Origin of the sequence: Micromonospora sp. NPDC051006 (assembly GCF_044456245.1) — a bacterium.
Taxonomy (GTDB): domain Bacteria; phylum Actinomycetota; class Actinomycetes; order Mycobacteriales; family Micromonosporaceae; genus Micromonospora.
In genome coordinates this window covers 57,522-83,105 of sequence record NZ_JBITFP010000013.1, presented here as the reverse complement: position 1 = coordinate 83,105, position 25,584 = coordinate 57,522, and the positions used below count along the sequence as shown (strand labels likewise).

Here is a 25,584-nt window from a genome sequence, read left to right as displayed (position 1 = left end):
CGTGAGTCCTCGTCGTAACCGTCCCCGCCGGGACGACGCCGCCCACCTGGACGCCGACCGGGCCCGCCAGGGCGTCGAGTCGGTCCAGCAGTGGCGCGACGGCGAGTGGCAGGTACGCGGGATCAGCGGCGGTGCGTCGGTGAAGACGTACCGCTGCCCCGGCTGTGAGCAGGAGATCCGTCCCGGGGTGGCGCACCTGGTCGCCTGGCCGGCGGACGGTCGGGGTGACCTGACCGACCGCCGGCACTGGCACAGCGGCTGCTGGCGGGCCCGGGACCGGCGTGGCCCGGCGATCCAGCGCGGGCGTAGCGCCCCGCGCTACGGCTGAGCGATCTGGATCACCCTGTTCGCTCCCCGGCGGGGCGGCAGCGGCGACTTCGCGCCAGACTTGAGCGGTGAGTACACCGATCCGCGCGTCGTCCATCCTGCCCGGGCACCGGGAGGACATCGAGCTGCACACCGCGGACGGGCTCCGGCTCGTCGGCGAGCTGGCCCGCCCGGTCGACCGGGCGCCGGTGGCCACCCTGGTCTGCCTGCACCCGCTGCCCACGCACGGCGGGATGATGGACAGCCACGTCTTCCGCAAGGCGGCCTGGCGGCTGCCCGCGCTGGCCGACCTCGCGGTGCTCCGGTTCAACACCCGGGGCACCAGCAGCATGCGTGGGACCAGCGAGGGCGCGTTCGACAACGCGGTCGGCGAGCGCTACGACGTGGCCGCCGCGATCGAGTACGCCGAGTTCCACGAGCTGCCGAACATCTGGCTGCTCGGCTGGTCGTTCGGCACCGATCTGGCCCTGAAGTACGGCTGTGACCCGGCCATCTCCGGCGCGATCCTGCTCTCGCCGCCGCTGCGCTACTCGGCCCCCGAGGACCTGACGAGCTGGGCGAACTCCGGTCGCCCGCTGGTGGCGCTGGTGCCCGAGTTCGACGACTACCTGCGCCCGGACGAGGCCCGGGAGCGGTTCGCGGCGGTGCCGCAGGCCGAGGTGGTGGGCGTGCCGGGGGCGAAGCACCTCTGGGTCGGTGACGCCGAGCGGGTGCTCGACGAGGTGGTCCGCCGGGTGAACCCGGCCGCAGCGGTGCCGCTGCCCACCACCTGGGACGGCCCGATGGAGACCGGCGACGTCAGCGCGTACGCGGACCGGACGGTCGCGTCGTTCGCGGACCGGCCGGTGCCCGGCCCGCCGCAGGCGCAGGCCGGCTGACCGACGTCACCGCGCCTGCTGCCGGGGCAGCACCACCTCGCGCAGGATGAGCTGGATGGCGGCCACCGTGGGAATGGCGATGAGCGCGCCCACCACGCCGATCAGCGCCACCCCGAGCAGCGCCGCGAGCAGGGCGGCCACCTCGTTGACCTCGACCGAGCGGCGCATCACCTTCGGGTAGATGAGGTAGTTCTCCACCTGCTGGTAGATCAGGAAGAAGACCACGCAGGCGATGCCGGCCGGGAGGTCGGTGGCGAAGCCGACCAGGCTCACGATCACCGCGCCGAGGGTGGCACCGATCTGCGGGATCAGGTCGGTCACCGCGACCACCACGGCCAGCGCGATCGGGTACGCCAGCCCGACGATCAGCGCGAAGATGAACGTGCTCACGCCGGCCAGCACCGCGATGCTCAGCGCGCCGACCATGTAGGCGCCGACCTTGGCCAGGATCTCGTCGCCGATCAGCTGCACCCGCTCCCGCCGGGACTGGGGCACCAGGGCGTAGCCCAGGGACCGCAGCCGGTTGAAGTAGGCCAGGAAGTAGATGGTCAGCACCAGCACGGTCAGGATCCGGAAGATGGTGCCGAAGATCAGTTGCGCCCCGCCGAGCACCCCACCGAGGGCCCGGCTCAGGGTGTCCGCGTTCACCGCGCCCTGCACCCGTTGCACCAGGTCGTACCGCTCGACCAGGTCGTTGACCGTCTCGCTGCGGCGCAGGTCCTCGACGTAGCTCGGGAGTTGCTCGACGAACTGACCGGACTGGGTGACGATCGGCGGCACCAGCGCCACCACCCCGCCGCAGAGCAGCAGCACCACGGCGGTGGTGACCAGCGCCACGGCCAGCCCGTGCGGCAGGCCCCAGGAGCGCAGCCGGGCCACCGCCGGGTAGAGGCCGACCGCGAGGAAGAGCGCGATCACCACCAGGACCAGGATGCCGGCGGCGTTGCGCACGCCGAGATAGAGGGTGTACGCCAGCAGCACGCCGAGCGCCCCGGTGAAGCCGACCAGGAAGCTGCTGCGGCGCAGGGGTCGCCCCGGTGGCCCGAACCGGCCTGAACCGGTGGCCGGTGGCGGGTCGACCGGATCGTCCGCCGACCCGCCGGCGGGCGTCGTCGCCACCGGGTGCGGTGGGTCCTGGGTGCGCGGGTCGGGGGTGTGCCGATGCGTCCCGGCCGGCTCCGCGTCGGCGGGGTCCGGTGGGCCAGCGTGCTCCGGGCCCGGTCCGTCGGTCGTCGGCCCGTCCTGCGTCACCACGTCCTCCGGCGAGTCCGGCGGCCTGGCCGCCCCATCCCGTCCAGCCGGCCCTGGCCGGCCTTCCGGCCCTGCCCGGGAGACTACTGGCCGCCCGCCCAGCCAGCCGACCCGCTTTCGCCTCGCCGCACGCCGAACCTGGAGTTTCGGCGGGGCACCGGATGTCATCTTGAGCGTGATACCGCTGAGGCATCAATATGACTCAGCGGTATCACGCTCGGAGACAACGAAGCTGCTCTTACCGGAGCGGGCCGCGCGCGGTCAGTCCTTCTCGACGGTGACCGTGCTGGGCTTGGCGGCGCGTTCGTCGGTGGTCGGCTTGCTCGGCCGCTTACCGTTCTCGCCGGTGCTGGTGATCTTCGTGGGGGTGGCGCCCCGACCGCCCTCGCCGGGCACCGCGGCCACCGTCGGCTCGCCGTCCACGGCCGCGCCGGAGGCGCCGTCGTCCACCGTGGTCACCGGCTCCGCCACCGGCCGGGCCTTCGACTCGCCGGCTGCCTCCGGTGCCGGTTCGCTCTCGGCGGTGGCCGGCTCCGCCGTCGCGCCGGCGGTGCTGGCGCCGCCGGGCTGCGCCGTCGTGGCGCCCGGCTGGGCCTTGCTGTCGGTGGACTGAACCTTCGCCCCGACCGGCTGGGCCTTGCTGTCGGGGGACTTCGCCGTCGCGCCGACCGGCTGGGCCTTGCTGTCGGCGGACTTCGCCGTCGCGCCGACCGGCTGGCCGGCGCCCGGCTCCGCCTTCGGGTCGCCCGGTCGGGTGCCGGCCGGCTTGGCCGTCGGGTCGGCGCTCTTACCCCGCCCGGGTTCGACCGGCCGGGCCGCCACGGCCGGTCCGGCGGCCGACGCGGGGCCGACGGTTCCCGCCGGGGCGGGTGACGTCGGCCCGTCGGTGCCGCCCGGCCCGGTGGCGGCCTGCATCCGCACCTCGGTGAGCTGCCGCTGGACGTCGTCGAACTCCTGCCGGGACTTCCAGGTCTCCTGCCGCAGGTCGGCGAGCTGCTGCTGGGCCTGGGCGATCTCCAGCATCACCTGGGCGAGCTGCTGCCGGCCGGCCGCGGCCTCCTGCTGGGTCGCGGCGAGGTGCTGCTGGGTGGTGGCCAGGTGCTGCTGGGTCGTCGCCGCGTACTCCTCGAACTGCCGCCGGGAGGTGGCGACGTGCTCGTCGGCCGTGCGGCGCTTCTCGGCCGACTCCGTCTCGGCCTGGCGCAGCAGCTCGGTGGACTGCTCCTCGGCCTGCTGCCGCAGCGTGGCGGCGTCCCGCTCGGCGGTCTGCCGGATCTGGTCGGCGCCCTGCTCGATCTCGTTCTTGCGGGCCGTGTACTCGGCCTCCAGCTGGTCCCGCCGGGAGGTGAAGCTGGACTCCAGCTCCTGCTTCCGGCTGGCGTAACCCGTCTCCAGCTCCTTCTGCCGGCCGGTGAAGCTGGTCTCCAACTCCTGCTGGCGGGCGGTGTACTTCTTCTCCAACTCGTCGCGGCGCTTGGCGAACTCCTGCTCGGCGGCAGCGCGGCGCTGAGCCAGCTCGCGGTCGGCGGCCTCCCGGCGGGAGTTCACCTCCTGCTCCACCCCGGCCCGCCAGGCGCCCAGCTCCTGCTGGGTCTGCGCCCGCGCCTGCTGCACGTACGCCTCGGTCTCGGTGCGCATCCGCTGGACGTACGCCTCGGTCTCGGTGCGGTTGCGCTTGGCCGACTCGGCCGCCTGGGTGGTGAGCCGCTCCGCTTCCTGCTGCGCCTTCGCCCGGGTGGCCCGGCCGGCCATCGACGCGTCGTCGATGATCTGCTTGGCCTCCCGCTGCGCCTTGGCGTGGGTGGCCCGCCCGGCCTCGGTCGCCTGGTCGACGAGTCGCTTGGCTTCCTGCTGGGCGTTGGCGTGCACCTCCTTGGCGGCGTCGCGCAGCTGGGTCGCCTCCTGCTGCGCCTTGGCCAGCGCCTCCCGGGCGGCCTCGCGCAGCTTCGTGGACTCCTGCTGGGCGCGAGTGTGGATCTCCTTGGCGGTCTCCCGCAGCTGAGTGGCCTCCTGCTGGGCCCGAGCCAACTCGTCCTGCGCGGTCCGGCGCAGCTTCGCGGCCTCCTCCTTGGCCGACCGCAGCGTGGCCTCCGACTCGGCCCGGCGGGCGGCGCTCTGCCGCTCCTCCTCCGCGCGTCGGGCGGCGAGGGCGATCTCGAAGTCCTTCAGCGCCTTCGCGGCCTGCTCGCGAGCATCCTCGATGATGTGCTCGGCGGCGGCCCGGCGAGACTCGATCTCCTGGTTGGCGGCGCTGACGATCTCGTCGGCCTGCTCCTCGGCCATGGTGAGGATCTGCTCGACGCGGGGGCCGAGGTGCCGGAACGAGGCGCGGTCCACCACCCCGATCTGCTTGCGCACCTGGGCGAGATCCCGCTGGAGCACCTCGACCTGGCCGGCCAGCTTGTGGATCTGTGTGTACGCCTGTTCCCGTTCCGCCGCGAGGGTTGTGATCTCGTGCTCCGCGCGGGCGACGTAGCGGTCAACCTGCTTCTTCTCGTATCCCCGCAGAGCGGACTCGAAGCTGGGCTCCGTTGCCACGTCCCCGCCGAGTGCGAACAGTTCCTCGCCGTGCGACATGCCCCCATCCTCACACGCATCGGCCTCTGCTGGGGCGATACGGACGCCCCTCTTGGGAGCTACTTCACTCCGGTCGCGCCGACGGCTACGGACTGTCGGGAAACGCGTACAGCGCGGGGCGGCACCGGTCGCCCGGTGCCGCCCCGCGCCGTGTCATGCCCCGGCCTGGCGATGGGTCAGCTGGCCGTCTCCGCGGCCACCTTGCCGCCGTCGGCCTTGTCGGCCGCCGGCTTGGCGGCCGCGGCGGTGGCGGCCTGCGCGGGCGGCACGCCCGGCACGATGCCGGCGAGCCCGGAGAGCATCTGGCCGAGCTGCGAGGTGACGGCGTCCTTCTGCCGGGTGAGGTCCTCGACCTCGCGGCGGGCCGCCTGCGTGGTCAGCTCCGCCTCGGTGCGCGCCTCGTTGAGCAGGCGCTGCGACTCGCTCTTCGCCTCGTTGAGGGTCTTCTCCGAGAGCGCCTTGGCCTTCTCCACCGTCTCGGCGGCGGTGCGCTCCGACTCGACCCGGCGGGCCTCGGCGCGCTGCTCGATCTCCTTCGCCCGCTCCTGGGCGGCCCGGGCCCGCTGCTCGGCCTCGCTGACCAGCTTCTGGGTCTGCGACACCTGCGCGGCGTGCCGCTCGGACTCCTCGCGCTCGGCCTTCTCGCGGCGCTCGGCGAGCTGCAGCTCCAGGGCCTGGAGGTCCTTGTCGCGCTTGTCGCGGGCGTCGGTGAGCAGCTTCGTCGCCTCGGCGCGCTTCTCCTCGGCCTCGCGAGCGGCCTTGGCCCGCTGCTGGGTGATCTCACGCTCGGCGGTGGCCCGGAGGGTGGCCACCTCCCGCTCGACGGTGGACTTCAGCTCGGCCACCTCGTGCGCGGTGACCGTACGCAGCTGCTTGGTCTCGCGGTCAGCGTCGGCGCGCAGCGTGTCGGCCTCCCGTCGGGCCTGGACCCGGACCTCGGCCGCCTCCCGCTCGGCGGCGGTGCGCAGGTTGCCCGCCTCCCGCTCGGCGGTGGCCTTCATCGCGGCGGCCTCGGCGCGGGCCTTGTCGGTGATCTCACGCGCCTCGAGGCGGGCGGCGGAGAGGATGCCCTCCGACTCGCGCTTCGCCTCGTTGCGGTGGTCGTTGGCCTGCTCCTCGGCCAGCCGGAGGATCTGCTCGACGCGGGTGCCGAGGCCGGAGAGGGTCGGCCGGCTGTTCTCCTCGAGCTGCTTGTTGGTCTCGGCGAGCTTCTGCTCCAGCGCGCTCATGCGCTGCTCGGCCTGGCGGAGCCGACGCTGTGCGTCGTTCATCCGCTGTTCGGCCTCGGCACGGGCCTGCTCGGACTGGGTCAGCGCGGCGGTCAGCCGACCGATGAAGTCATCGACCTGCCCGACGTTGTAGCCGCGCAGGCCAACGGTGAAGTCGGGTTGCGAGTTCGCGTTATCGAAGAACGCGAGAGGGGAGGACTGCTGCTGGGGCATTGGGACATACTGGCAGACGCCCCAGGGTGCTTCGCAAGAGCGGTGCGCAGCTTTCGGGTCCTCTTTACATGGTCAACTTCGTCGGGTCGGTTCGCCGGACCAAACGCCGATCTTGGCAGCTCCCGGTGCAGGCCGGACGGTGCCGAGTGCGGCACGAAAAAGGGCCGCGAGAGCAGCTCGCGGCCCTTTGTCCGGCTCCGGTGGAGATCACTCGAATGGGCCTTCGGCGACCCGTGCGAAAGGCAATCGGGTTCACCGGATTGGTCATCCGGCGCTCCTCCGGACGGCCCGCCCGGCGCCGGCCGCCTGAGCGCGCCCCGGCGTGGACAGCCCGCCACCCCGGCGGGCTGTCCAGCCCGGACGTTCGCCGGCGCCGGGGCGGACGGTGGTCAGTGACCGCGGAACCGGTTGATCGCCGTCTCGTGCCGGGCCCGCAGCTCCGGGTCGCGTACCCCCAGGCCGTCGCGCGGCGCGAGGCAGCGGACGCCCACCTTGCCCTGGTGGGCGTTGCGGTGCACCTCGTACGCGGCCTGGCCGGTCTGCTCCAGCGGATACGTCCGGGACACGGTCGGGTGCACCTTGCCCAGCGCCACTAGCCGGTTGGCCTGCCACGCCTCGTGGTAGTTGGCGAAGTGGCTGCCGACGATCCGCTTCAGGTGCATCCAGAGGTAGCGGTTGTCGTACTGGTGCTGGAAGCCGCTGGTGGAGGCGCAGGTGACGATGGTGCCGCCGCGCCGGGCGACGTAGACGCTGGCACCGAAGGTCTCCCGCCCGGGGTGCTCGAAGACGATGTCCGGGTCCTCGCCGCCGGTCAGCTCGCGGATCCGCTCACCGAAGCGCCGCCACTCGTCCTGATCCTGGGTCTGCTCGTCGGACCAGAAGCGGAACCCCTCGGCCGCCCGGTCGATGACCAGCTCGGCCCCCATCTGGCGGCACAGCTCGGCCTTCTCGGGCGAGGAGACCACACAGACCGGGATGGCCCCGCCGTTCAGCGCCATCTGGGTGGCGTAGCCGCCCAGCCCACCGGAGGCGCCCCAGATCAGCACCACGTCGCCCTGCTTCATGTTCGCCCCGTGGTGCGACACGAGCTGCCGGTACGCGGTCGAGTTGACCAACCCGGGACTGGCCGCCTCCTCCCAGCTGAGGTGCCGCGGCTTCGGCATCAGCTGGTTGGCCTTGACCACGGCCAGCTCGGCGAGGCCGCCGAAGTTGGTCTCGAAGCCCCAGATCCGCTGTTGCGGGTCGAGCATCGTGTCGTCGTGCCCGGCCGCGTCCTCCAGCTCCACCGAGAGGCAGTGCGCGACTACCTCGTCGCCGGCCTGCCACCGGGTCACCCCGGGGCCGGTACGCAGCACCACGCCGGCCGCGTCCGAGCCGACCACGTGGTACGGCAGGTCGTGCCGGCGGGTCAGCTCGGAGAGCCGGCCGTAACGCTGGAGGAACTTGAAGGTGGGCAGCGGCTCGAAGATGCTGGTCCAGACGGTGTTGTAGTTGATCGCGCTGGCCATCACCGCGACCAGCGCCTCGCCCGGGCCGAGTTCCGGCGTCGGGACCTCCTGGACGTGCAGCGCCTTGCGCGGGTCCTTGTCCCGGGTCGCCATCCCGTCGAACATCCGGGCCTCCTCGGCGCGCACGACCACGCCCCGGTAGCTCTCCGGAACCGGCAGGTCGGCGAGCCGGGCGAGTTCGCGGTCGGGGTCGCTCGACTCGTCCGCCGCCATGATCGCTTCGAGGATGTCCTGCACGGTGACCTCCCGTTCGTCGGCACCCGCGCGTACGGGTCTGGGTGCTGCCATCGTCGGTGCCGGTGCGACCGGCCGCCATGTCGGCAACCGACACATCGGGCGCCGGTCGGGCTCCTGTTGCGCGGACGTTACTGAACGGTAGCTAGGGCGGGAAGTCCTCTGTGAAAAACTGCATCGGCCGATGCGTGAAGGTGCCCGGGTGAACGTTGAACCGCGCACCGACGTGCGCACCGGCCGATGTCTCAGTGCCCGGCGGCCGGCTCGACCAACTCGACCAGGACGCCGCCGGCGTCCTTCGGGTGCACGAAGTTGATCCGGGAGTTCGCGGTGCCGCGCCGTGGCGTCTCGTAGAGCAGCCGCATCCCGCGCTCCCGCAGCGCCGCGCAGGCCGCGTCGATGTCCACGACGGTGTACGCGACCTGCTGCACGCCGGGGCCGTTGCGGTCCAGGAACTTCGCGATGGTGCTCTCCGGGGTGAGCGGGGCGAGCAGTTGCAGGCAGCCGCCGTCGGTGCTCGGGCCGACGGCCAGCATCGCCTCCCGGACGCCCTGTTCGGTGTTCGTCTCGGTGTGCACGCAGCGCATGCCGAACGTCCGCTGGTAGAAGTCGATCGCGGCGTCCAGGTCGGCCACGGCGATGCCGACGTGGTCGATTCGGCGCAACCCGATGTCTGTGACGTGTTCCGCAGCGGGCTCGGCGGGGGAGTTCTCGGTCATGGCGCTAGTCTGGCCGAATAATCGTTAAGGCGTACAGGTCGGCACCCCCCTCGGAGGCAGGTATGGCTTCGGTGATCGTCAGCGGCGCACGGACCCCGATGGGGCGGCTGCTGGGCAACCTCAAGGACCTCCCGGCCACGAAGCTCGGCGGCATCGCCATCAAGGCGGCGCTGGAGCGGGCCGGCGTCAGCCCCGACCAGGTGCAGTACGTGATCATGGGACAGGTGCTGCAGGCCGGCGCCGGCCAGATCCCGGCCCGCCAGGCGGCCGTCGAGGCGGGCGTGCCGATGTCCGTGCCGGCGTTGACCATCAACAAGGTCTGCCTCTCCGGCCTGGACGCGATCGCCCTCGCCGACCAGTTGATCCGGGCCGGCGAGTTCGACATCGTCGTGGCCGGCGGCATGGAGTCGATGACCAACGCCCCGCACCTGCTGCTCGGCCAGCGCGCCGGCTACAAGTACGGCGACGTGGTGATCAAGGACCACATGGCGCTGGACGGGCTCACCGACGCCTGGGACTGCTGCTCGATGGGCGAGTCCACCGAGCGGCTCGGCGCGAAGCACGGCATCAGCCGCGAGGAGCAGGACGCCTTCGCCGCGGCCAGCCACCAGCGCGCCGCCGCCGCGCAGAAGAACGGCCACTTCGCCGACGAGATCACCCCGGTGGTCATTCCGCAGCGCAAGGGCGACCCGCTGGTGATCAGCGAGGACGAGGGGATCCGGCCGGACACCACCGCCGAGTCGCTGGCCAAGCTGCGCCCGGCGTTCACCAAGGACGGCACCATCACCGCCGGCAGCTCCTCGCCGATCTCGGACGGCGCCGCCGCCGTGGTGGTGATGAGCAAGGCCAAGGCGAAGGAGCTGGGGCTGACCTGGCTGGCCGAGGTCGGCGCGCACGGCAACGTCGCGGGCCCGGACAACTCCCTGCACTCGCAGCCGTCGAACGCGATCCTGCACGCCCTGCGCAAGGCCGGGCTGGGTGTCGCCGACCTCGACCTCATCGAGATCAACGAGGCGTTCGCCCAGGTCGGCATCCAGTCCACCCGGGAGCTGGGGATCAGTCCGGAGAAGGTCAACGTCAACGGTGGGGCCATCGCGCTGGGCCACCCGATCGGCATGTCCGGCGCGCGGCTGGTGCTCACCCTCGCGCTGGAGCTCAAGCGCCGCGGCGGCGGCACCGGCGCGGCCGCGCTCTGCGGCGGCGGCGGGCAGGGCGACGCGCTGGTCATCCACGTTCCGGCAGCCGGCGAGTGAGCGAAGTCGTGGCGAACGCCCCGGTTGCGGCCACCGGCTCGGTGCGGCGCAGCCGGGACGTACCCATGCTGGTCGAGCGGGCCCGCGCGGGGGATCCCCGCGCGGTGGCCCGGCTGATCACCCTGGTGGAGAACGGCGACGAGGTGCTACGTGACGTCGCCGCGGCGCTGGCGCCGTACGCCGGTCAGGCCCAGGTGGTCGGGCTGACCGGCTCACCCGGGGTGGGCAAGTCCACGACCACCAACGAGCTGGTCCGGGCGCTGCGGGCGCGCGGGCACCGGGTCGGCGTGCTGGCGGTCGACCCGTCCAGCCCGTTCACCGGCGGCGCGATCCTCGGCGACCGGGTGCGGATGCAGGACCACGCCACCGACCCGGGCGTCTACATCCGCTCGATGTCCAGCCGGGGCCACCTCGGCGGGCTGGCCGCGACCACCCCGCAGGCGGTACGGGTGCTGGAGGGCGCCGGCTGCGACGTGGTGCTGGTGGAGACCGTCGGGGTCGGTCAGGCCGAGGTCGAGGTGGCCTCGCTGGCGGACACCACGCTGGTGCTGCTCGCCCCGGGCATGGGCGACGCCATCCAGGCGGTCAAGGCCGGCATCCTGGAGATCGCGGACGTCTTCGTGATCAACAAGGCCGACCGGGACGGCGCCGACGCCACCGTCCGCGACATCCAGGGCATGATCGCCCTTGGCGAGCGCGCGCCGGGGCAGTGGCGACCGCAGGTGGTGCGGTCGGTCGCGGCCCGCGGCGAGGGGATCGACGACATCGCCGCGGCCATCGACAAGCACCGCGGTTGGCTGGTCGAGCACGGCGAGCTGCGCCGCCGCCAGGAGGCGCGGGCCGCCGCCGAGATCGAGGCGATCGCGCTCGGCGTGCTCCGCGACCGGATCGGCTCGTTGCGCGACGGTACGGAGCTGCCGTCGCTCGCCGCCAAGGTGGCCGAGGGGGCGATCGACCCGTACGCGGCGGCCGACGAACTGCTCGCCCAGCTCGGCGCCTGACCGGTCCACTGCGGACCCGCCCGCCTAGTACGCTCGCACCGCGCCACGGACCCGTGGGGCGGTGCGACGGTTTTGGGGAGACCATGGCTGACGAGGCGACGCAGGAGCTGTCGGTGACGCCGCAGGCGGTGGCGGGCGGTACGACGTCCGTCTCCGACGAGGTGGTGGAGAAGATCGCGGTCGCCGCCGCCCGGTCGGTGCCCGGGGTGACCGAGCTGGGTGGCGACGTGGCGCGGTTCTTCAACGCGGTCCTCGACAAGGTCGGCCTGGACCAGGTCGGCGACGCCCGGCGCGGCTGCTCGGCGCACGTCACCAACGGCGCCGCGGTGATCAACCTGGTCATCGTGATCGAGGCCGGCCGGACGGTGCCCGAGGTGACCGAGGCGGTCCGGGTGGCGGTGACCGCGGCGGTCGAGGCGTACGGGCTGCGGGTGGACGAGGTCAACCTGCGGGTCGACGACGTGGCGCTGGGTGGCCCGGCCGCGCCGACGGCCTGATCAGGTTACCCGCCGGTACCAGCTTACTTAGCGATCGTTCAGGCAGGGGCTCTACACTCGACGTGCAGTCGAGGACTCGAGGAGGAGCCCCGCTATGAACGCCGACGAGATCGCCGCCGGACGGGCCCGCTGGCAGGCCCGGTACGACGCCGCGCGCAAGCGGGACGCGGACTTCACCACCCTCTCGGGGATGAGCGTGGACCCGGTCTACGGGCCGCCCGAGGGGGTCGCCTACCCGGGCTTCGAGCGGATCGGCTGGCCGGGCGAGTACCCGTACACCCGGGGGCTGTACCCGACCGGCTACCGGGGCCGGACCTGGACCATCCGGCAGTTCGCCGGCTTCGGCAACGCCCAGCAGACCAACGAGCGCTACAAGATGATCCTGGGCGCCGGCGGCGGCGGTCTCTCCGTGGCGTTCGACATGCCGACCCTGATGGGCCGCGACTCGGACGACCCGCAGGCGCTCGGCGAGGTGGGGCACTGCGGCGTCGCCATCGACACCGCCGCCGACATGGAGGCACTCTTCGACGGCATCGACCTGGCCGGCGTCACCACCTCCATGACCATCTCCGGTCCGGCGGTGCCGGTCTTCTGCATGTACCTCGTCGCCGCCGAGCGGCAGGGCGCCGACCTGTCCACCCTGGACGGGACGCTGCAGACCGACATCTTCAAGGAGTACATCGCGCAGAAGGAGTGGCTCTTCGACCCCGAGCCGCACCTGCGCCTGATCGGCGACCTGATGGAGTACTGCGCCGGGGAGATCCCGCGCTACAAGCCGCTGTCGGTCTCCGGCTACCACATCCGCGAGGCCGGCTCGACCGCCGCGCAGGAGCTGGCGTACACCCTCGCGGACGGCTTCGGCTACGTCGAGCTGGGCCTCTCGCGCGGGCTGGACGTCAACGTCTTCGCCCCGGGCCTCAGCTTCTTCTTCGACTCGCACGTCGACTTCTTCGAGGAGATCGCCAAGTTCCGGGCCGCCCGCCGGATCTGGGCCCGCTGGCTGCGCGACGTCTACGGCGCCACCAGCGAGAAGGCACTCTGGCTGCGGTTCCACACCCAGACCGCCGGGGTGTCGCTGACCGCCCAGCAGCCGGTCAACAACGTGGTGCGGACCGCCGTCGAGGCCCTGGCGGCCGTGCTCGGCGGCACCAACTCGCTGCACACCAACGCGCTGGACGAGACCCTCGCGCTGCCGACCGACGAGTCCGCCGAGATCGCCCTGCGTACCCAGCAGGTGCTGATGGAGGAGACCGGGGTGGTCAACGTGGCCGACCCGCTCGGCGGCTCCTGGTACGTCGAGGCGCTCACCGACAAGATCGAGGCCGAGGCCGAGGAGATCTTCGCCCGGATCCGCCAGCTCGGCGGCGAGGGCCCGCACCAGATCGGCCCGATGACCTCCGGCATCCTGCGCGGCATCGAGGACGGCTGGTTCACCGGCCACATCGCCGAGTCCGCGTTCGTCTACCAGCAGGCGCTGGAGAAGGGCGACAAGAAGATCGTCGGGGTGAACTGTCACACCGGCACGGTCGCCAAGGACCTGGAGATCCTGCGCATCTCGCACGAGGTGGAGCTGGAGCAGCGGCGGGTGCTGGCCGAGCGGAAGGCCGGCCGGGACGACGCCGCGGTCAAGGCCGCTGTCGCCCGGATGGTCGAGGTCAGCCGCACCGACGGGAACATGATCCCGGCGATGCTCGACGCCGTCCGGGCCGAGGCGACCCTGGGCGAGATCTGCGACGCGCTGCGTGCCGAGTGGGGCACCTACCGCGAGCCCGCCCGCTTCTGATCGGGGCGGGGCCGGAGGGGGCCGGTGAGCAGGGTGAGAACTGCAACTGTCGCCGTCGCGGTTGATCTGAGTTCGGCGGGGTCCGTGCGAGACTAGGTAACCATGAGCGACCCACGGATCACCTCGTCGATCTTCACCCGCGGCGCGGTCGACCTCAGCGCGCTGCGCACCCCTGCCCCGTCCTCCACCCCGGCCCAGGCCGGTCCGCCCGCCGGCGCGCCGGGGGGCGCCGTCGGCGGCGGCGCCACGGTCATCGACGTGACCGAGGCGACCTTCCAGTCCGAGGTGCTGGAACGGTCGCTGACGACACCGGTCGTGATCGACTTCTGGGCCGAGTGGTGCGAGCCGTGCAAGCAGCTCTCCCCGGTGCTGGAGCGGCTGGCGGTCGAGGGCGGCGGGGCCTGGGTGCTCGCCAAGATCGACGTGGACGCCAACCCGCGAATCGCTCAGATGTTCCGGGTGCAGGGCATCCCGATGGTCTACGCGGTGGTCGGCGGCCAGCCGGTCGACGCCTTCTCCGGGGTGGTGCCCGAGGCGCAGCTGCGGCAGTGGATCCAGGCGGTGCTGAAGGCCGGCGGCGTCAGCGTCGCCGAGCCGGTCGACCCGCGTCTCGACGAGGCCGACGACGCCCTGATGAGCGGCGACCTGGACGCCGCCGAGCGGGCGTACCGGAAGATCCTGGCCGACGCCCCGGCGGACGCCGCGGCCGAGGCCGGCCTGGCCCAGGTCGGCCTGGCCCGCCGGGTCTCCGGCGCCGACCCGCGGGCGGCGCTGGCCGCCGCCGAGGCCAACCCCGACGACGTCGACGCCCAGCTGCTGGCCGCCGACATCGAGGTGCTCAGCGGCCTTGCCGAGCAGGCCTACAAGCGCCTGGTCGGCGTGGTCCGCCGCACCGCCGGCGACGAGCGCGAGAAGGTACGTCAGCACCTCGTCGGCCTCTTCACCATGGCCGGTCCGGACGACCCGGCGGTCGCCTCGGCCCGGCGGGCCCTCGCCAGCGCCCTGTTCTGAGCAACGACACGGTTCCGAGCACGTAGCACGCCAGCGCGGGCCGGCGTTCCGGCCGGCCCGCCCGACCACCGAGGACGGGAGCCCATGATGCGCCGGATCGCCGTCCTCGACGCGCCGACAAACCTTGGTCTGCGCCCACCCACGCCCAGCTCCGTGCCCGGCTGCGCCAAGGCGCCCGGCGCGCTGCGTGACCAGGACCTGCTGGCCCGGTTGCGGGCCCGCGACGCGGGCTGCGTCACCGCGCCACGGTACGACCCGGGCGACTGGCGACCCGGCGACGGCGTCTGCCACGCCCGGGAGATCGCGGACTACTCCGCGGCGCTCGCCGAGCGGATCGGATCGATCATCGACCGTGGCGAGTTTCCGCTGGTGCTCGGGGGCGACTGCTCCGTCCTGATCGGTTCGGCGCTGGCCATGCACCGGCTCGGTGAGGCGGTCGGCGGCCGGATCGGGCTGGTCTTCGTCGACGGACACTCCGACTTCCGGCACCCGGGCAACGCCTCGTACGTGGGTGCGGCCGCCGGCGAGGACCTCGCCCTGGTCACCGGCCGGGGGCAGGCCGACCTGGCCGCGATCGAGGGGCGCCGGCCATACTTCCGGGACATCGACGTGGTGGTGCTCGGCATCCGCGCACAGGACGAGTACCGCCTCGACCTGCAGGCCGCCGGGATCACCACCCGGCCGGTGCCGGCGCTGCGCGCCGAGGGCGCCGCGCGCACCGCTCAGTGGGCGCACGAGCAGCTCGCCGACTGCGCCGGCTACTGGGTGCACATCGACGTGGACGTGCTGGACCCGGCGGTGATGCCGGCGGTGGACGCCCCCGACCCGGGCGGCATCGCCTTCGCCGAGCTGGAGATCCTGCTCGCCGGGCTGGTGGACACCCCGCACTGCCTCGGCGTGGAGCTGACCGTCTTCGACCCCGATTACGACCCCGACGGCACCTACGCCGCCGAGATCGTCAACACCGTCGTGGCCGGCCTGGCCCCGGTGACCGCCCCGGAGGCGGTGCCGCCCCGGCTGCTCCCGGGCCCGTCGGCCGCGCCCGGACCGCGTCGTGGCAACGGCCGCCCGGCCGTTCCCGCCGCGATCCCGCCGGTTCCGGCCACCGTGCGCCCCACCGTTGAGGCGGACGAGCGGGACGCGGACAGCCCCGGAGCCGTGGCGCCGGCGGTTCCGCGCGGTGCCCTCGGCGTGCTGACCGGGGAGCCGGTCGGGCTGGAGCCGGTCGGCCCGCCGGCCGCGGCCGGTCCGGGCCTGCTGCGTCGGGCTCCGGCCGCCGCCGCCGCGGCCGCCACGCCCGGCCCGGTTCCCGCTCAGGGAAGCGAGTCGGAAGCGCCGCTTCCGCCGGCGGATGACGACGACGACACTCCCCGCACCGCCGCCGGCATCGCCTGACCACCTCCGGCCGGGTGGCCCGAACCGATGGGTGCCGCCGAACCCTGTCGAACTGCCCCATATTTGAGACCGCCGCTGGACGCGGAGCCGTAGCGCCGTGCCGCCGGCCCCGGCCTCACCCGCCTCGGCGGCCTGCTCCGGGGTGAGCACGGCGCTCGCGCCCACCACCATCTCCGGTACCTCGGCCAGCTGTTTCCCGGACTGCCGTGTCCCATAAGTGGGGCAGTTCGACAGTGCGGCGAGTCGTGGCCGGCGGCCCTGCGGTGGATCGTCGGTCCGTCTGGAGCTGATGTCACCAACGACTCAGCTCCCGAGCCTTCAGCGGGGCAGGGCGCGGAGGAAGCGCTCGCTGATCGGGACAGCGGAGGCGGTGCTGGAGCCGCCCTGCTCGACGAAGACGGCAAAGGCCACGTCGCCCCGCCAGCCGACGAACCAGGCGTGGGTGTGCGCCGGGTTGTTGTCGTACTCGGCGGTGCCGGTCTTGCCGTGGACGGGGTCGCCGGGGACGTCCTTCAACGCGCTGCCGGTGCCGGCCGTGACCACCTCGCGCATCATCGCCCGTACCGCCTCGACCGACTCCGGCTTGAGGTCCGGTCCGGCGGCGGCCGGCGCGGCCGGGGCCGGGTCCAGCAGCAGCTTCGGCTGCTCGAAGCGCCCCCGGGCGACGGCCGCGGTGGCGCCGGCCATGGCCAGCGGGCTGACCACGGTGGTGCCCTGCCCGAACGCCGCGGCGGCCTGTTCGGCCGCGGACCCGTTCACCGAGACCTTGCCGCTGAACGCGTCGACGCCGACGTCCCACTTCGCCTCCAGGCCCAGCGAGCGGCCGGCGACGGCCAGCCCGTCGCCGCCCAGCTTCGGCGCGAGGGCGGCGAAGGCGGTGTTGCAGGACTTGGCGAAGTCGGTGCGGAACGGCACCCGACCGAGTGCGAAGTTGTCGGAATTCTTGAACGACCGACCCTCCACCGTGAAGGTCTTCGGGCAGTCAACGGTCGCGTCCGGCGTCACCGCGCCCTTGTCCAGCAGGCCGAGCGCGCTCACCATCTTGAACGTCGAGCCGGGCGGGACCTGGGCGGTGAAGGCCAGGTTCTCGCCGGCCGGGCCGGGGCCGTTCGCGGCGGCGAGCACGGCGCCGTCGCTGATCCGCACCGCCACCAGTGCGGCCCGCCGCTTCTCGGCACGCAGCGCCGAGTCGGCCGCGTTCTGGACGGCCACGTCGAGGGTGGTCTTCACCGCCTGCCCGGGCTCGGGGGCGTGGTGGAACACCTCGGTGCCGGTCGGCACCAGCTTGCCGTCCTCGCCCGGCCGCTCGATGAGCACGGTCAGCCCGGGCTTTCCGCGTAGCCGGTCGTCGTAGCGGCCCTGCAGGCCGCCGTGGCCGACCAGGTCACCGGCGGCGTACCGGTCCGGGTGCGCGGCCAGGTCGTCGGCCTGCGCGGGGTCGACCGAGCCGAGCAGCGCCCGGGCGAACTCGCGGGTGGGCGCCAGGTCCAGCTTCTCGGATTGGAACTTCGTGCCCGGCAGGTCGTAGATGCGCGGCTTGATCTGCCGGTAGGCCTCCTCGCGCAACGTCACCACCTCGACGAACGCGCCCGGGTCGGCCTCGGCGAGCCGCTTGGGCAGGTCGGCGAGGTCGACGGCGGGCACCAGCGCCGGCCGGATCGCCCGGAACGCCGCGTCGAGCTTCTCGACCAGCCCCCTGACGTCAGGCACCTGGTTGGGCTGGATGCCCACCCGGACCACCGGCCGGGGCGCCACGATCGGCTGGCCGGCGCCGTCGAGCACCGCCGCCCGAGGGCCGGCGTCCCGGCGCAGACCCAGCCGGTCACCCTTGGTGAGATTCTCCTGCACCAGCCGCGGCTCCCAGATCACCTGCCACTGGTCGTCGCCGCCCCGGCTCAGCCGCACCTGCCGGTCGTACGCCCAGCGGGTGTCGCCGGGCAGGGCCCACTCCACCCGGATGGCTGCGGTGGCGGTGTTGGCGGTGATCTTCGGGTCGCCCTGCCGGGTCAGCTTGGGCGGGGTGGCCGCCAGCTCGCCGGAGAGCTCCTTGAGCTGCTGGGCCACGTCGGCGGCCGGGATCTTGGCGCCGGTCGCGTCGACGAAGCCCACGGCTTGGAGGTCTCCCGTCCGCCAGCCGGCCAGGAAGGTGTCGACGCTGCGCTCCGGGCCGTCCTCGCCCGAGCAGCCGGCGAGCGCGCCGGCGGCGAGGACGGTGGCGGCGAGGGCGGCGAGCGGACGCCGGAATGAGTAGCGGTGGCGGCGCGGTGGGTACGACAGGTGCATGGAGCGAGTTCCCTCCGATTTCGGGCTGCCCTGCACGGTAGTACGCGAACGCCGTCCCTATCGTCCCCGAACGGGAGCCGACGTGCGTAAAGACGGACCCGCGACAGTGTGATGAACATCGCGGGGCGGGGTACTCGGCAAGCGGCCAACCTCGGACCCGCAACGGGTGAAAGGACAGAGTCCCGATCCGGACGTCCGGCCGGTGGTCCGCCGAGAACGGCGCAGGGCGGCAGGCCTAGGCTGGGCGGCAGAGTGACCCACAACGCGGTGGGTCGAGGGGAGTGGCACCGATGGACCGGCGTCCGGCGATCAAACCGGAACCCGACCTCCGGCAGGATGACACCGGCCGGGACGATGACAGCTTCGATTCGGTGACCGACGGTGACGGCTACGGCCGACTCGACACCGGGGTCACCGGATTGACCGGGTCGAGTATCGACACCATCTACGATCTCGGTCTTCCGACCGAGGCGTTGGCTGACGACGCGGAGGACGCCGAGCTCGACGAGCCGGTACCCAACGCGGAGCGCCTGGTGGCTCAGGCGGTCGCGCTCGCCGGGGAGGACCACGACGCGGCGACCCTGGTCAGCCGCTTCTGGCGATTCGCGCCGGACGAGGAGCTGATCGGCTTCACCGCCGAGGAGATGATCGAGGCGGCCCGGGCGCACCGGGATCTGGCCCAACAGCGGGTGCCGGGCGAGCTGAAGCTGCGCATCCACGAGCCGGACGCCGAGCAGCACCACAGCGTGATCGAGATCGTCGTCGACGACATGCCCTTCCTGGTCGACTCGGTGACCGCGTTGCTCAACTCGCACCACCTCGACGTGCACCTGCTGGTGCACCCGCTGGTGGTGGTCCGGCGGGAGCCGTTGGGGCGGTTGACCGAGGTGGCCGCCGATGTGGAGCCGGACGACGCCATCTCCGGTGACCTGGTGGAGAGTTGGATGCGGATCGAGATCGATCCGGTCCGCGACGCCGCCGAACGGGACCGCCTGCGCCGCGAACTCCAGCGGGTCCTCACCGACGTGCGGGAGGCGGTGGAGGACTGGCCGAAGATGCGCCAGCGTGCCCTGTCGCTCGCCGACGAGCTGGCCGCCGCCCGCACCAGCGACAACCGTCCGCCGGTGCCGGAGAAGGACATCACCGACTCGGTCGAACTGCTGCGCTGGCTCGCCCACGACCACTTCACCTTCCTCGGCTACCGGGAGTACCGGCTGGTCGGGGCGCCCGAGGGCGGCCAGGCGCTGGAGGCGGTGCTCGGCACCGGGCTGGGCATCCTGCGGCAGGACGCGCCGGAGGCGCGGGCGCTGTCGTCGATGCCCCCCGAGGCGCACGAGAAGGTGCTGGAGAAGCGCCTGTTGATCATCACGAAGGCCAACTCGCGGGCCACCGTGCACCGCTCGGCCTACCTGGACTACATCGGGTTCAAGATCTTCAACGAGGCCGGCGAGGTGATCGGCGAGCGGCGGTTCCTGGGTCTCTTCTCGACCGCCGCGTACCGCACCAGTGTTCGGGAACTGCCGGTGGTCCGCCGCAAGGTCGCCGAGGTGCTGGACCGCTCCGGGCTGAGCCAGCGCAGCCACTCCGGCAAGGACCTGCTGCAGATCCTGGAGACCTACCCGCGCGACGAGCTCTTCCAGATCAAGACAGACGACCTCTACCACGCGGTGATCGGCGTGCTGCGCATGGCGGGCCGCCGGCAGCTGCGGGTCTTCCTGCGCAAGGACGCGTACGGGCGGTTCATCTCCTGCCTGATCTACCTGCCCCGGGACCGGTTCACCACTCAGAACCGGCTGCGCATGCAGGACATCCTGCTGCGCGAGCTGAACGGGGTCGGGGTGGACTACACGACCCGGGTCACCGAGTCGATGCTCGCCCGGGTGCACTTCATCGTCCGGACCGACCCGACCAAGCCGCCGGGTGACATCGACGCCGACCTGCTCGCCGAGGAGCTGGCCGACGCGACCCGGCTCTGGGACGACGACTACCGGCTGGTGCTGGAGCGCAAGCTCGGCGACGAGCAGGCCAAGCATCTCTTCGCCCGGTACGCCGACGCGTTCCCGGAGGGCTACAAGGACGGGCACACGCCGTACGAGGCGATGAAGGACCTGGCCAAGCTGGAGCTGCTCGAGGAGCCCGGCCAGCTGGAGATGCACCTGTTCCGCAAGCAGCTCGCCCCCCGGGCGGGGGCGCGGATGCCGGGCGCCGACCTGGACGAGACGATGGACGTCCGGTTCAAGGTCTACCGGTACGGCGAGCCGATGATGCTCTCGGCGGTGCTGCCGGTGCTGCACTCGCTCGGCGTCCGGGTGGTCGACGAGCACCCGTACGAGGTGGACCGGATCGACGGTCGGGTCTTCCTCTACGACTTCGGGCTGCGACTGCCCGAGGCGCACCAGGAGCTGGCCGAGGTGCGCCCGCACGTGGAGAACGCCTTCGCGGCGGCGTGGCGGGGCGAGGCCGAGGTGGACGGCTTCAACGAGCTGGTGTTGCGCGCCGGGCTGACCTGGCGGCAGGTGGTGGTGCTCCGCGCCTACGCGAAGTACCTGCGGCAGGCCGGCACGGTCTTCTCGCAGGACTACATGGAGCAGACCTTCATCGCCTACCCGCGGATCGCCGAGCTGCTGGTGCAGCTCTTCGAGACCCGGTTCGCGCCGGGCTCGGCCGACGCCGAGCAGCGGCAGCGGCGCAGCGCCGAGCTGGTGGAGACCATCCGCGATCAGTTGGACGACGTGGCCAGCCTCGACCAGGACCGGATCCTGCGCTCGTACCTGACGCTGATGCAGGCCACCCTGCGGACCAGCTTCTACCAGCGGCGTTCCGACGGGCGGCCGAAGTCGTACGTGGCGTTCAAGCTCGACCCGCAGGCCATCCCGGACCTGCCGGCGCCGCGGCCGAAGTTCGAGATCTTCGTCTACTCGCCGCGGTTCGAGGGTGTGCACCTGCGGTTCGGGCCGGTGGCCCGGGGTGGGCTGCGCTGGTCCGACCGGCGGGAGGATTTCCGTACCGAGGTGCTCGGCCTGGTCAAGGCACAGATGGTGAAGAACACCGTCATCGTGCCGGTGGGCGCCAAGGGCGGCTTCGTGCTCAAGCAGAAGCCGGGGGACCGGGACGAGGCGGTCGCCTGCTACAAGGAGTTCGTCTCGGCGCTGCTCGACGTCACGGACAACATCGTCAGCGGTCAGATCGTGCCGCCGGACGACGTGGTCCGGCACGACACCGACGACCCGTACATGGTGGTCGCGGCGGACAAGGGCACCGCCACCTTCTCCGACATCGCCAACGAGATCTCCACGGCGCACGGCTTCTGGCTCGGCGACGCGTTCGCCTCCGGCGGCTCGGCCGGCTACGACCACAAGAAGATGGGGATCACCGCCCGGGGCGCCTGGGAGTCGGTCAAGCGGCACTTCCGCGAGCTGGGGCACGACACCCAGAGCGAGGACTTCACCGTGGTCGGCGTCGGCGACATGTCCGGCGACGTCTTCGGTAACGGCATGCTGCTCTCCGAGCACATCCGGCTGGTGGCCGCCTTCGACCACCGGCACATCATCCTCGACCCGGACCCGGACGCCGCCACCTCGTACGCCGAGCGGAAGCGGCTCTTCGACCTGCCGCGCTCGTCGTGGGAGGACTACAACACCGAGCTGATCTCGGCCGGCGGCGGCGTGTTCCCGCGTACCGCCAAGTCCATCCCGATCACGCCGCAGGTCCGGGCGGCGCTCGGCCTGGACGACGACGCCACCCAGCTCTCTCCGCAGGAGCTGATGCGGGCGATCCTGACCGCGCCGGTGGACCTGTTCTGGAACGGCGGCATCGGCACCTACGTCAAGGCGTCCAGCCAGACCAACGCGGAGGTGGGCGACAAGTCCAACGACGCGATCCGGGTGGACGGCAAGAGCCTGCGGTGCCGGGTGGTCGGCGAGGGCGGCAACCTGGGCTTCACCCAGCTGGGCCGGATCGAGTACGCGCTGACCGGCGGCCGGATCTACACCGACTTCATCGACAACGCGGCCGGGGTGGACACCTCCGACCACGAGGTGAACATCAAGATCCTGCTGAACACCGCGGTCGGCGACGGGGAGCTGACGACCGAGGCGCGGGACGAGCTGCTGGCTGAGATGACCGACGAGGTCGCCGAGCTGGTGCTGCGGGACAACTACGACCAGGCCCGCGCGATCAACAACGCCCAGGCGCAGGCCGCCTCGTTGCTCCCGGTGCACCGACGGATGATCAACGACCTGGAGCGGTCCGGCGCGCTGGACCGGTCGCTGGAGGCGCTGCCGCCGGACGAGGAGTTGGCGGTCCGGATCGAGTCCGGCCTCACCGCGCCGGAATTCGCGGTGCTGCTCGCGTACGTCAAGATCGTCCTGGAGCGGGACATCCTCGCCGAGGGGCTGGCCGACGAGGAGTGGACCAGCGACGTGCTGGTCAACTACTTCCCGACGCCGATGCGCGAGCGCTTCGCCGACCGGATGTCGCGGCACCGGCTGCGCCGGGACATCGTCACCACGGTGCTGGTGAACGAGGCGATCAACCGGGGCGGCATCTCGTTCGTGTTCCGGGTGATGGAGGAGACGGCCGCCTCCGCGGCGGACGTGATCCGAGCGTACGTGGTGGTCCGCGAGGTCTTCGGGCTGCGCGAGCTGTGGGACGCGGTGGAGGCCCTGGACAACAAGGTCTCGCCGGAGCTGCAGACCACCGTCTACCTGGACACTCGCCGGCTGCTCGACCGGGCCGTGCGGTGGCTGGTGACGAACCGCCGCTCGCCGATCGACGTGCCGGCGGAGATCACCCGCCTGCGCGACGGGGTGGCGCGGCTGCTGCCGGGGCTGGAGAGCCTCTTCTACGGCAGCGAACGGGAGTCCATCACGGCGCACATCGACTCGATGACCGAGCGGGGGCTGCCGCGCGAGCTGGCCGAGCAGGCGACCCGGCTGATGTACAGCTTCGGTCTGATGGACGTGGTGGAGACCGCGACGAGCACGGGTCGGGACGTAGGCGAGGTGGCTTCGGTCTACTTCGTGCTCTCCGACCTGTTCCGGGTGGACTCGCTGCTGTCGAAGATCTCCCTGCTGCCCCGCGAGGACCGGTGGCAGACGCTGGCCCGGATGGCGCTGCGCTACGACCTGTACGCCGCGCTGGCCGCGCTCACCGCGGAGGTGTTGGGCTCCACGCCGGACAGCCTGCGGCCGCAGGAGCGGGTGCAGCAGTGGGAGCAGTCGAACGAGACCTCGATCCACCGCGCACAACGGGCGATGGGCGAGTTCGACGAGTCCCGGGCGGACCTCGCCGCGCTGTCGGTGCTGCTGCGCCAGATCCGCACCCTGGTGCGGACCTCCGCCGCGGCCTGATCGACGACGCCGGACGCGGTCCGGCCGATCGGGAGACCCCGATCGGCCGGACCGCGTCGGTCTGCTCAGCCGACCAGGCTGGCGAAGACGATGACGTTGTTCAGGTAGCTGCGCGCGGCCTCGTCGAATTGGCCCCCGCAGGTGACCACCCGCAGGCTCGGCCGGTCACTCGGGCCGTACACCAGCTCGGTGGGGAACGAGTCCTTCGGGTACGACTTCACCGAGTCGACCCGGAAGGTCGCCGCCCGGCCGTCCGCCCGGTTCACCGTCACAGTGTCTCCCGGTTGCATCGCTCCGAGGTCGAAGAAGACCGCCGGGCCGAGCTTGGCCGAGTCCACGTGCCCGACGATGACGGCGTTGCCGACCTCGCCGGGGCTGGGTCCCGGTTCGTACCAGCCGGCCAGCTGGGCCTGGTCCAGCGGGGGCACCTGGACCGTGCCGTCCGGGTTCGTGCCGAGAGACATGATCTTCGCCTCGACCCCGATCCGGGGGATCGTGATGGTGCTGGGTACGGACCGGGGGAGCGCGGCCGGGGCCGGCGCGTCCTCGGCCGGCTGGTCCGCCTCGGCGGGCCCGGTGCCCTCGGGGCCGGCCTGGGCCAGGGGCTGCGGGGGGCGGGGAGCGGGGTCGGTCTGCAGGGATACGCCGATCATCCCGGCGCCGGCCAGGGCGAGGAGTACGACGACGGCGGCGCCGGCGGCGCGCCACGGTTTCCCGTGACGGCCGCCGGCCCGTGTCGCCGTCTCGTCAGACGAGGGACTCATTGGTCCGCCGGCGACGCATCAGCACGATCCCGCCCAGCGCCGCGGCGCCCAGCAGGCTGGCCCCACCGGCGGCCAGGTTCCGGTCGGCGCCGGTGCTGGCGCCACCGTCACCACCGTCGACCCCACCCCGGGGCAGGACGACCAGTTCGCCCTCGCCGCACGAGCCCTTGAGCTCGTAGCGGCCCGGCTTGGCGTCCTTGTCGACCTTGGCCTCGCCGAGGTAGACGAAGTCACGCTTGTGCTCCCAGCGGTCTTCGTCCTTGCCGTGGTCGCGGGACTTCTCGTCCTCGCGGCCGTTCTCGCGGTCCTTGGAGTCCCACGAGCCGTTCTCGTCCGAGCCGTACTCGTCCTTCGAGTCCGAGCCGTAGCCGTTCTCGTGGTCCTTCGACTCCCACGAGCCGTTCTCGTCCGAGCCGTACTCGTCGTGGCCCTTCTCGTCCTTCTTCGAGTCCGAGCCGTACTCGTCGGAGCCGTTCTCGTCCTCGCGGCCGTTCTCGCGGTCCTTGGAGTCCCACGAGCCGTTCTCGTCGTGGCCCTTCTCGTCGTCCTTGTGGCCCTTGTCGCCACGGTCGCCGGCCTGGTCGTGCTCCTCGCCCTTCCAGTCCTTGCGGTCCTCGTCCTTGCCGCCGTCGGCGAGCAGGCCGCCGCCCTGGCCGTTCGGCTGTCCGTCGTAGGCCGGGGGCTGGCCGTTCTCGCCGTTCTCGCCGTTCTCGCCGTTCTCGTCCTTGCCGTTGTTGTCCTTGCCCTCGTGGTCGCGGCCCTTGTCGTCCTTGCCGTGCTCGTCCTTGCCCTTGTCGTCCTTGCCGTGCTCGTCCTTGCCGTGCTCGTCCTTGCCCTCGTGGTCACGGCCCTTGTCGTCCTTGCCGTGCTCGTCCTTGCCCTTGTCGTCCTTGCCGTGCTCGTCCTTGCCGTCACGGTCGTGGGAGTCTTCCTCGCCCCGCCAGTCCTTGCGGTCGTCGCCGCGGTCGTCCACCGGCTTGAGCTTGACCTTGCCGGTGACCTTCGACCAGACGAAGGCGTGCTCCTGCTCCTCGGAGCAGATCTCCAGGATCTTGACCTTCTCGCCGGCCTTCACGACGTGCGGCTTGGCCAGGACCTTGCCGTCGCGGTCCTTGCCGTCGTGGTGGCCGTCCGCGAACGCGATCCCCGGCGCGAACACCAGGAGGGACGCGCCACCGAGGGCGGCGCCCGCGACAACCTTTCCGAGCATCTTCTTAGCCATGACCTGCGTCACTCCATCCCTGTTGTCCTCTACTCGGCGACACCCGAGCTAAGGCCGACGTTAGACCGTTTCACGACCTATGCAGGGA

At 72.2% G+C, this 25,584-nt stretch carries 17 protein-coding genes; 9 read left to right on the top strand and 8 right to left on the bottom strand.

Annotated elements, in window-relative coordinates:
• Position 1 precedes the first annotated feature (1 nt).
• Together ACIBBA_RS20435 and ACIBBA_RS20430 are read left to right on the top strand one after the other, a co-directional pair.
• Complete coding sequence (locus tag ACIBBA_RS20435) at positions 2-328, top strand: hypothetical protein (protein ID WP_357051788.1); 327 nt, start codon at positions 2-4, stop codon at positions 326-328.
• A 67-nt stretch (positions 329-395) separates the two neighbouring features.
• On the top strand, positions 396-1,205 hold the full coding sequence (locus ACIBBA_RS20430; RefSeq protein ID WP_396699291.1) for an alpha/beta hydrolase: 810 nt from the start codon (positions 396-398) through the stop codon (positions 1,203-1,205).
• A gap of 6 nt (positions 1,206-1,211) precedes the next feature.
• On the opposite strand, the gene ACIBBA_RS20425 is transcribed toward ACIBBA_RS20430, so the two are convergent.
• From ACIBBA_RS20425 to mce, 5 genes are all read right to left on the bottom strand, one after another.
• Entirely contained in the window at positions 1,212-2,324 is a 1,113-nt protein-coding gene (locus ACIBBA_RS20425) for an AI-2E family transporter (RefSeq protein WP_396699434.1), read from the bottom strand.
• Positions 2,325-2,717: 393 nt separating this feature from the next.
• A complete protein-coding gene (locus tag ACIBBA_RS20420) occupies positions 2,718-5,033 on the bottom strand; it encodes a hypothetical protein (protein WP_396699288.1) in 2,316 nt (771 codons plus the stop codon).
• Between the two features lie 176 nt (positions 5,034-5,209).
• Positions 5,210-6,475, bottom strand: coding sequence for a cell division protein DivIVA (locus ACIBBA_RS20415; RefSeq protein WP_396699286.1), 1,266 nt, complete (start codon positions 6,473-6,475; stop codon positions 5,210-5,212).
• A 389-nt stretch (positions 6,476-6,864) separates the two neighbouring features.
• Positions 6,865-8,220 carry a crotonyl-CoA carboxylase/reductase gene (gene ccrA / locus ACIBBA_RS20410; RefSeq protein WP_396699432.1) on the bottom strand — a complete coding sequence of 452 codons (1,356 nt, stop codon included), beginning with the start codon at positions 8,218-8,220 and terminating at the stop codon, positions 6,865-6,867.
• A gap of 242 nt (positions 8,221-8,462) precedes the next feature.
• Positions 8,463-8,936 carry a methylmalonyl-CoA epimerase gene (gene mce, locus ACIBBA_RS20405; RefSeq protein ID WP_350871864.1) on the bottom strand — a complete coding sequence of 158 codons (474 nt, stop codon included), beginning with the start codon at positions 8,934-8,936 and terminating at the stop codon, positions 8,463-8,465.
• Positions 8,937-8,998: 62 nt separating this feature from the next.
• Here mce and ACIBBA_RS20400 point away from each other — a divergent pair, with 62 nt between their 5' ends.
• The 6 genes from ACIBBA_RS20400 to ACIBBA_RS20375 all read left to right on the top strand — a co-directional run bounded on the left by ACIBBA_RS20400 (position 8,999) and on the right by ACIBBA_RS20375 (position 15,876).
• Positions 8,999-10,189: an acetyl-CoA C-acetyltransferase gene (locus ACIBBA_RS20400; RefSeq protein WP_350871866.1), complete on the top strand. Its 1,191-nt coding sequence runs from the start codon at positions 8,999-9,001 to the stop codon at positions 10,187-10,189.
• A gap of 65 nt (positions 10,190-10,254) precedes the next feature.
• Positions 10,255-11,190, top strand: a complete 936-nt coding sequence (gene meaB, locus ACIBBA_RS20395; protein WP_350872154.1) for a methylmalonyl Co-A mutase-associated GTPase MeaB — start codon at positions 10,255-10,257, stop codon at positions 11,188-11,190.
• An 83-nt stretch (positions 11,191-11,273) separates the two neighbouring features.
• On the top strand, positions 11,274-11,687 hold the full coding sequence (locus ACIBBA_RS20390; RefSeq protein ID WP_350871868.1) for an Asp23/Gls24 family envelope stress response protein: 414 nt from the start codon (positions 11,274-11,276) through the stop codon (positions 11,685-11,687).
• 94 nt (positions 11,688-11,781) lie between these two features.
• A complete protein-coding gene (locus ACIBBA_RS20385; RefSeq protein ID WP_396699283.1) occupies positions 11,782-13,470 on the top strand; it encodes a methylmalonyl-CoA mutase in 1,689 nt (562 codons plus the stop codon).
• 102 nt (positions 13,471-13,572) lie between these two features.
• Positions 13,573-14,481, top strand: a complete 909-nt coding sequence (locus ACIBBA_RS20380) for a tetratricopeptide repeat protein (RefSeq protein WP_396699281.1) — start codon at positions 13,573-13,575, stop codon at positions 14,479-14,481.
• Between the two features lie 84 nt (positions 14,482-14,565).
• On the top strand, positions 14,566-15,876 hold the full coding sequence (locus ACIBBA_RS20375) for an arginase family protein (RefSeq protein WP_396699279.1): 1,311 nt from the start codon (positions 14,566-14,568) through the stop codon (positions 15,874-15,876).
• A 318-nt stretch (positions 15,877-16,194) separates the two neighbouring features.
• Here the strand turns inward: ACIBBA_RS20375 and ACIBBA_RS20370 are convergent, their stop codons facing one another.
• On the bottom strand, positions 16,195-18,159 hold the full coding sequence (locus ACIBBA_RS20370) for a penicillin-binding transpeptidase domain-containing protein (RefSeq protein WP_396699277.1): 1,965 nt from the start codon (positions 18,157-18,159) through the stop codon (positions 16,195-16,197).
• A gap of 290 nt (positions 18,160-18,449) precedes the next feature.
• On the opposite strand from ACIBBA_RS20370, the gene ACIBBA_RS20365 reads away from it, so the two are divergent.
• Positions 18,450-23,510, top strand: a complete 5,061-nt coding sequence (locus tag ACIBBA_RS20365; protein ID WP_396699274.1) for an NAD-glutamate dehydrogenase — start codon at positions 18,450-18,452, stop codon at positions 23,508-23,510.
• Between the two features lie 65 nt (positions 23,511-23,575).
• Here ACIBBA_RS20365 and ACIBBA_RS20360 read toward each other — a convergent pair whose 3' ends face one another.
• Both ACIBBA_RS20360 and ACIBBA_RS20355 read right to left on the bottom strand, forming a co-directional pair.
• Entirely contained in the window at positions 23,576-24,274 is a 699-nt protein-coding gene (locus ACIBBA_RS20360; RefSeq protein WP_396699272.1) for a class F sortase, read from the bottom strand.
• Positions 24,258-25,496, bottom strand: coding sequence for a hypothetical protein (locus tag ACIBBA_RS20355; protein ID WP_396699270.1), 1,239 nt, complete (start codon positions 25,494-25,496; stop codon positions 24,258-24,260). The genes ACIBBA_RS20360 and ACIBBA_RS20355 overlap by 17 nt, the downstream gene beginning before the upstream one ends.
• Positions 25,497-25,584: the final 88 nt, after the last annotated feature.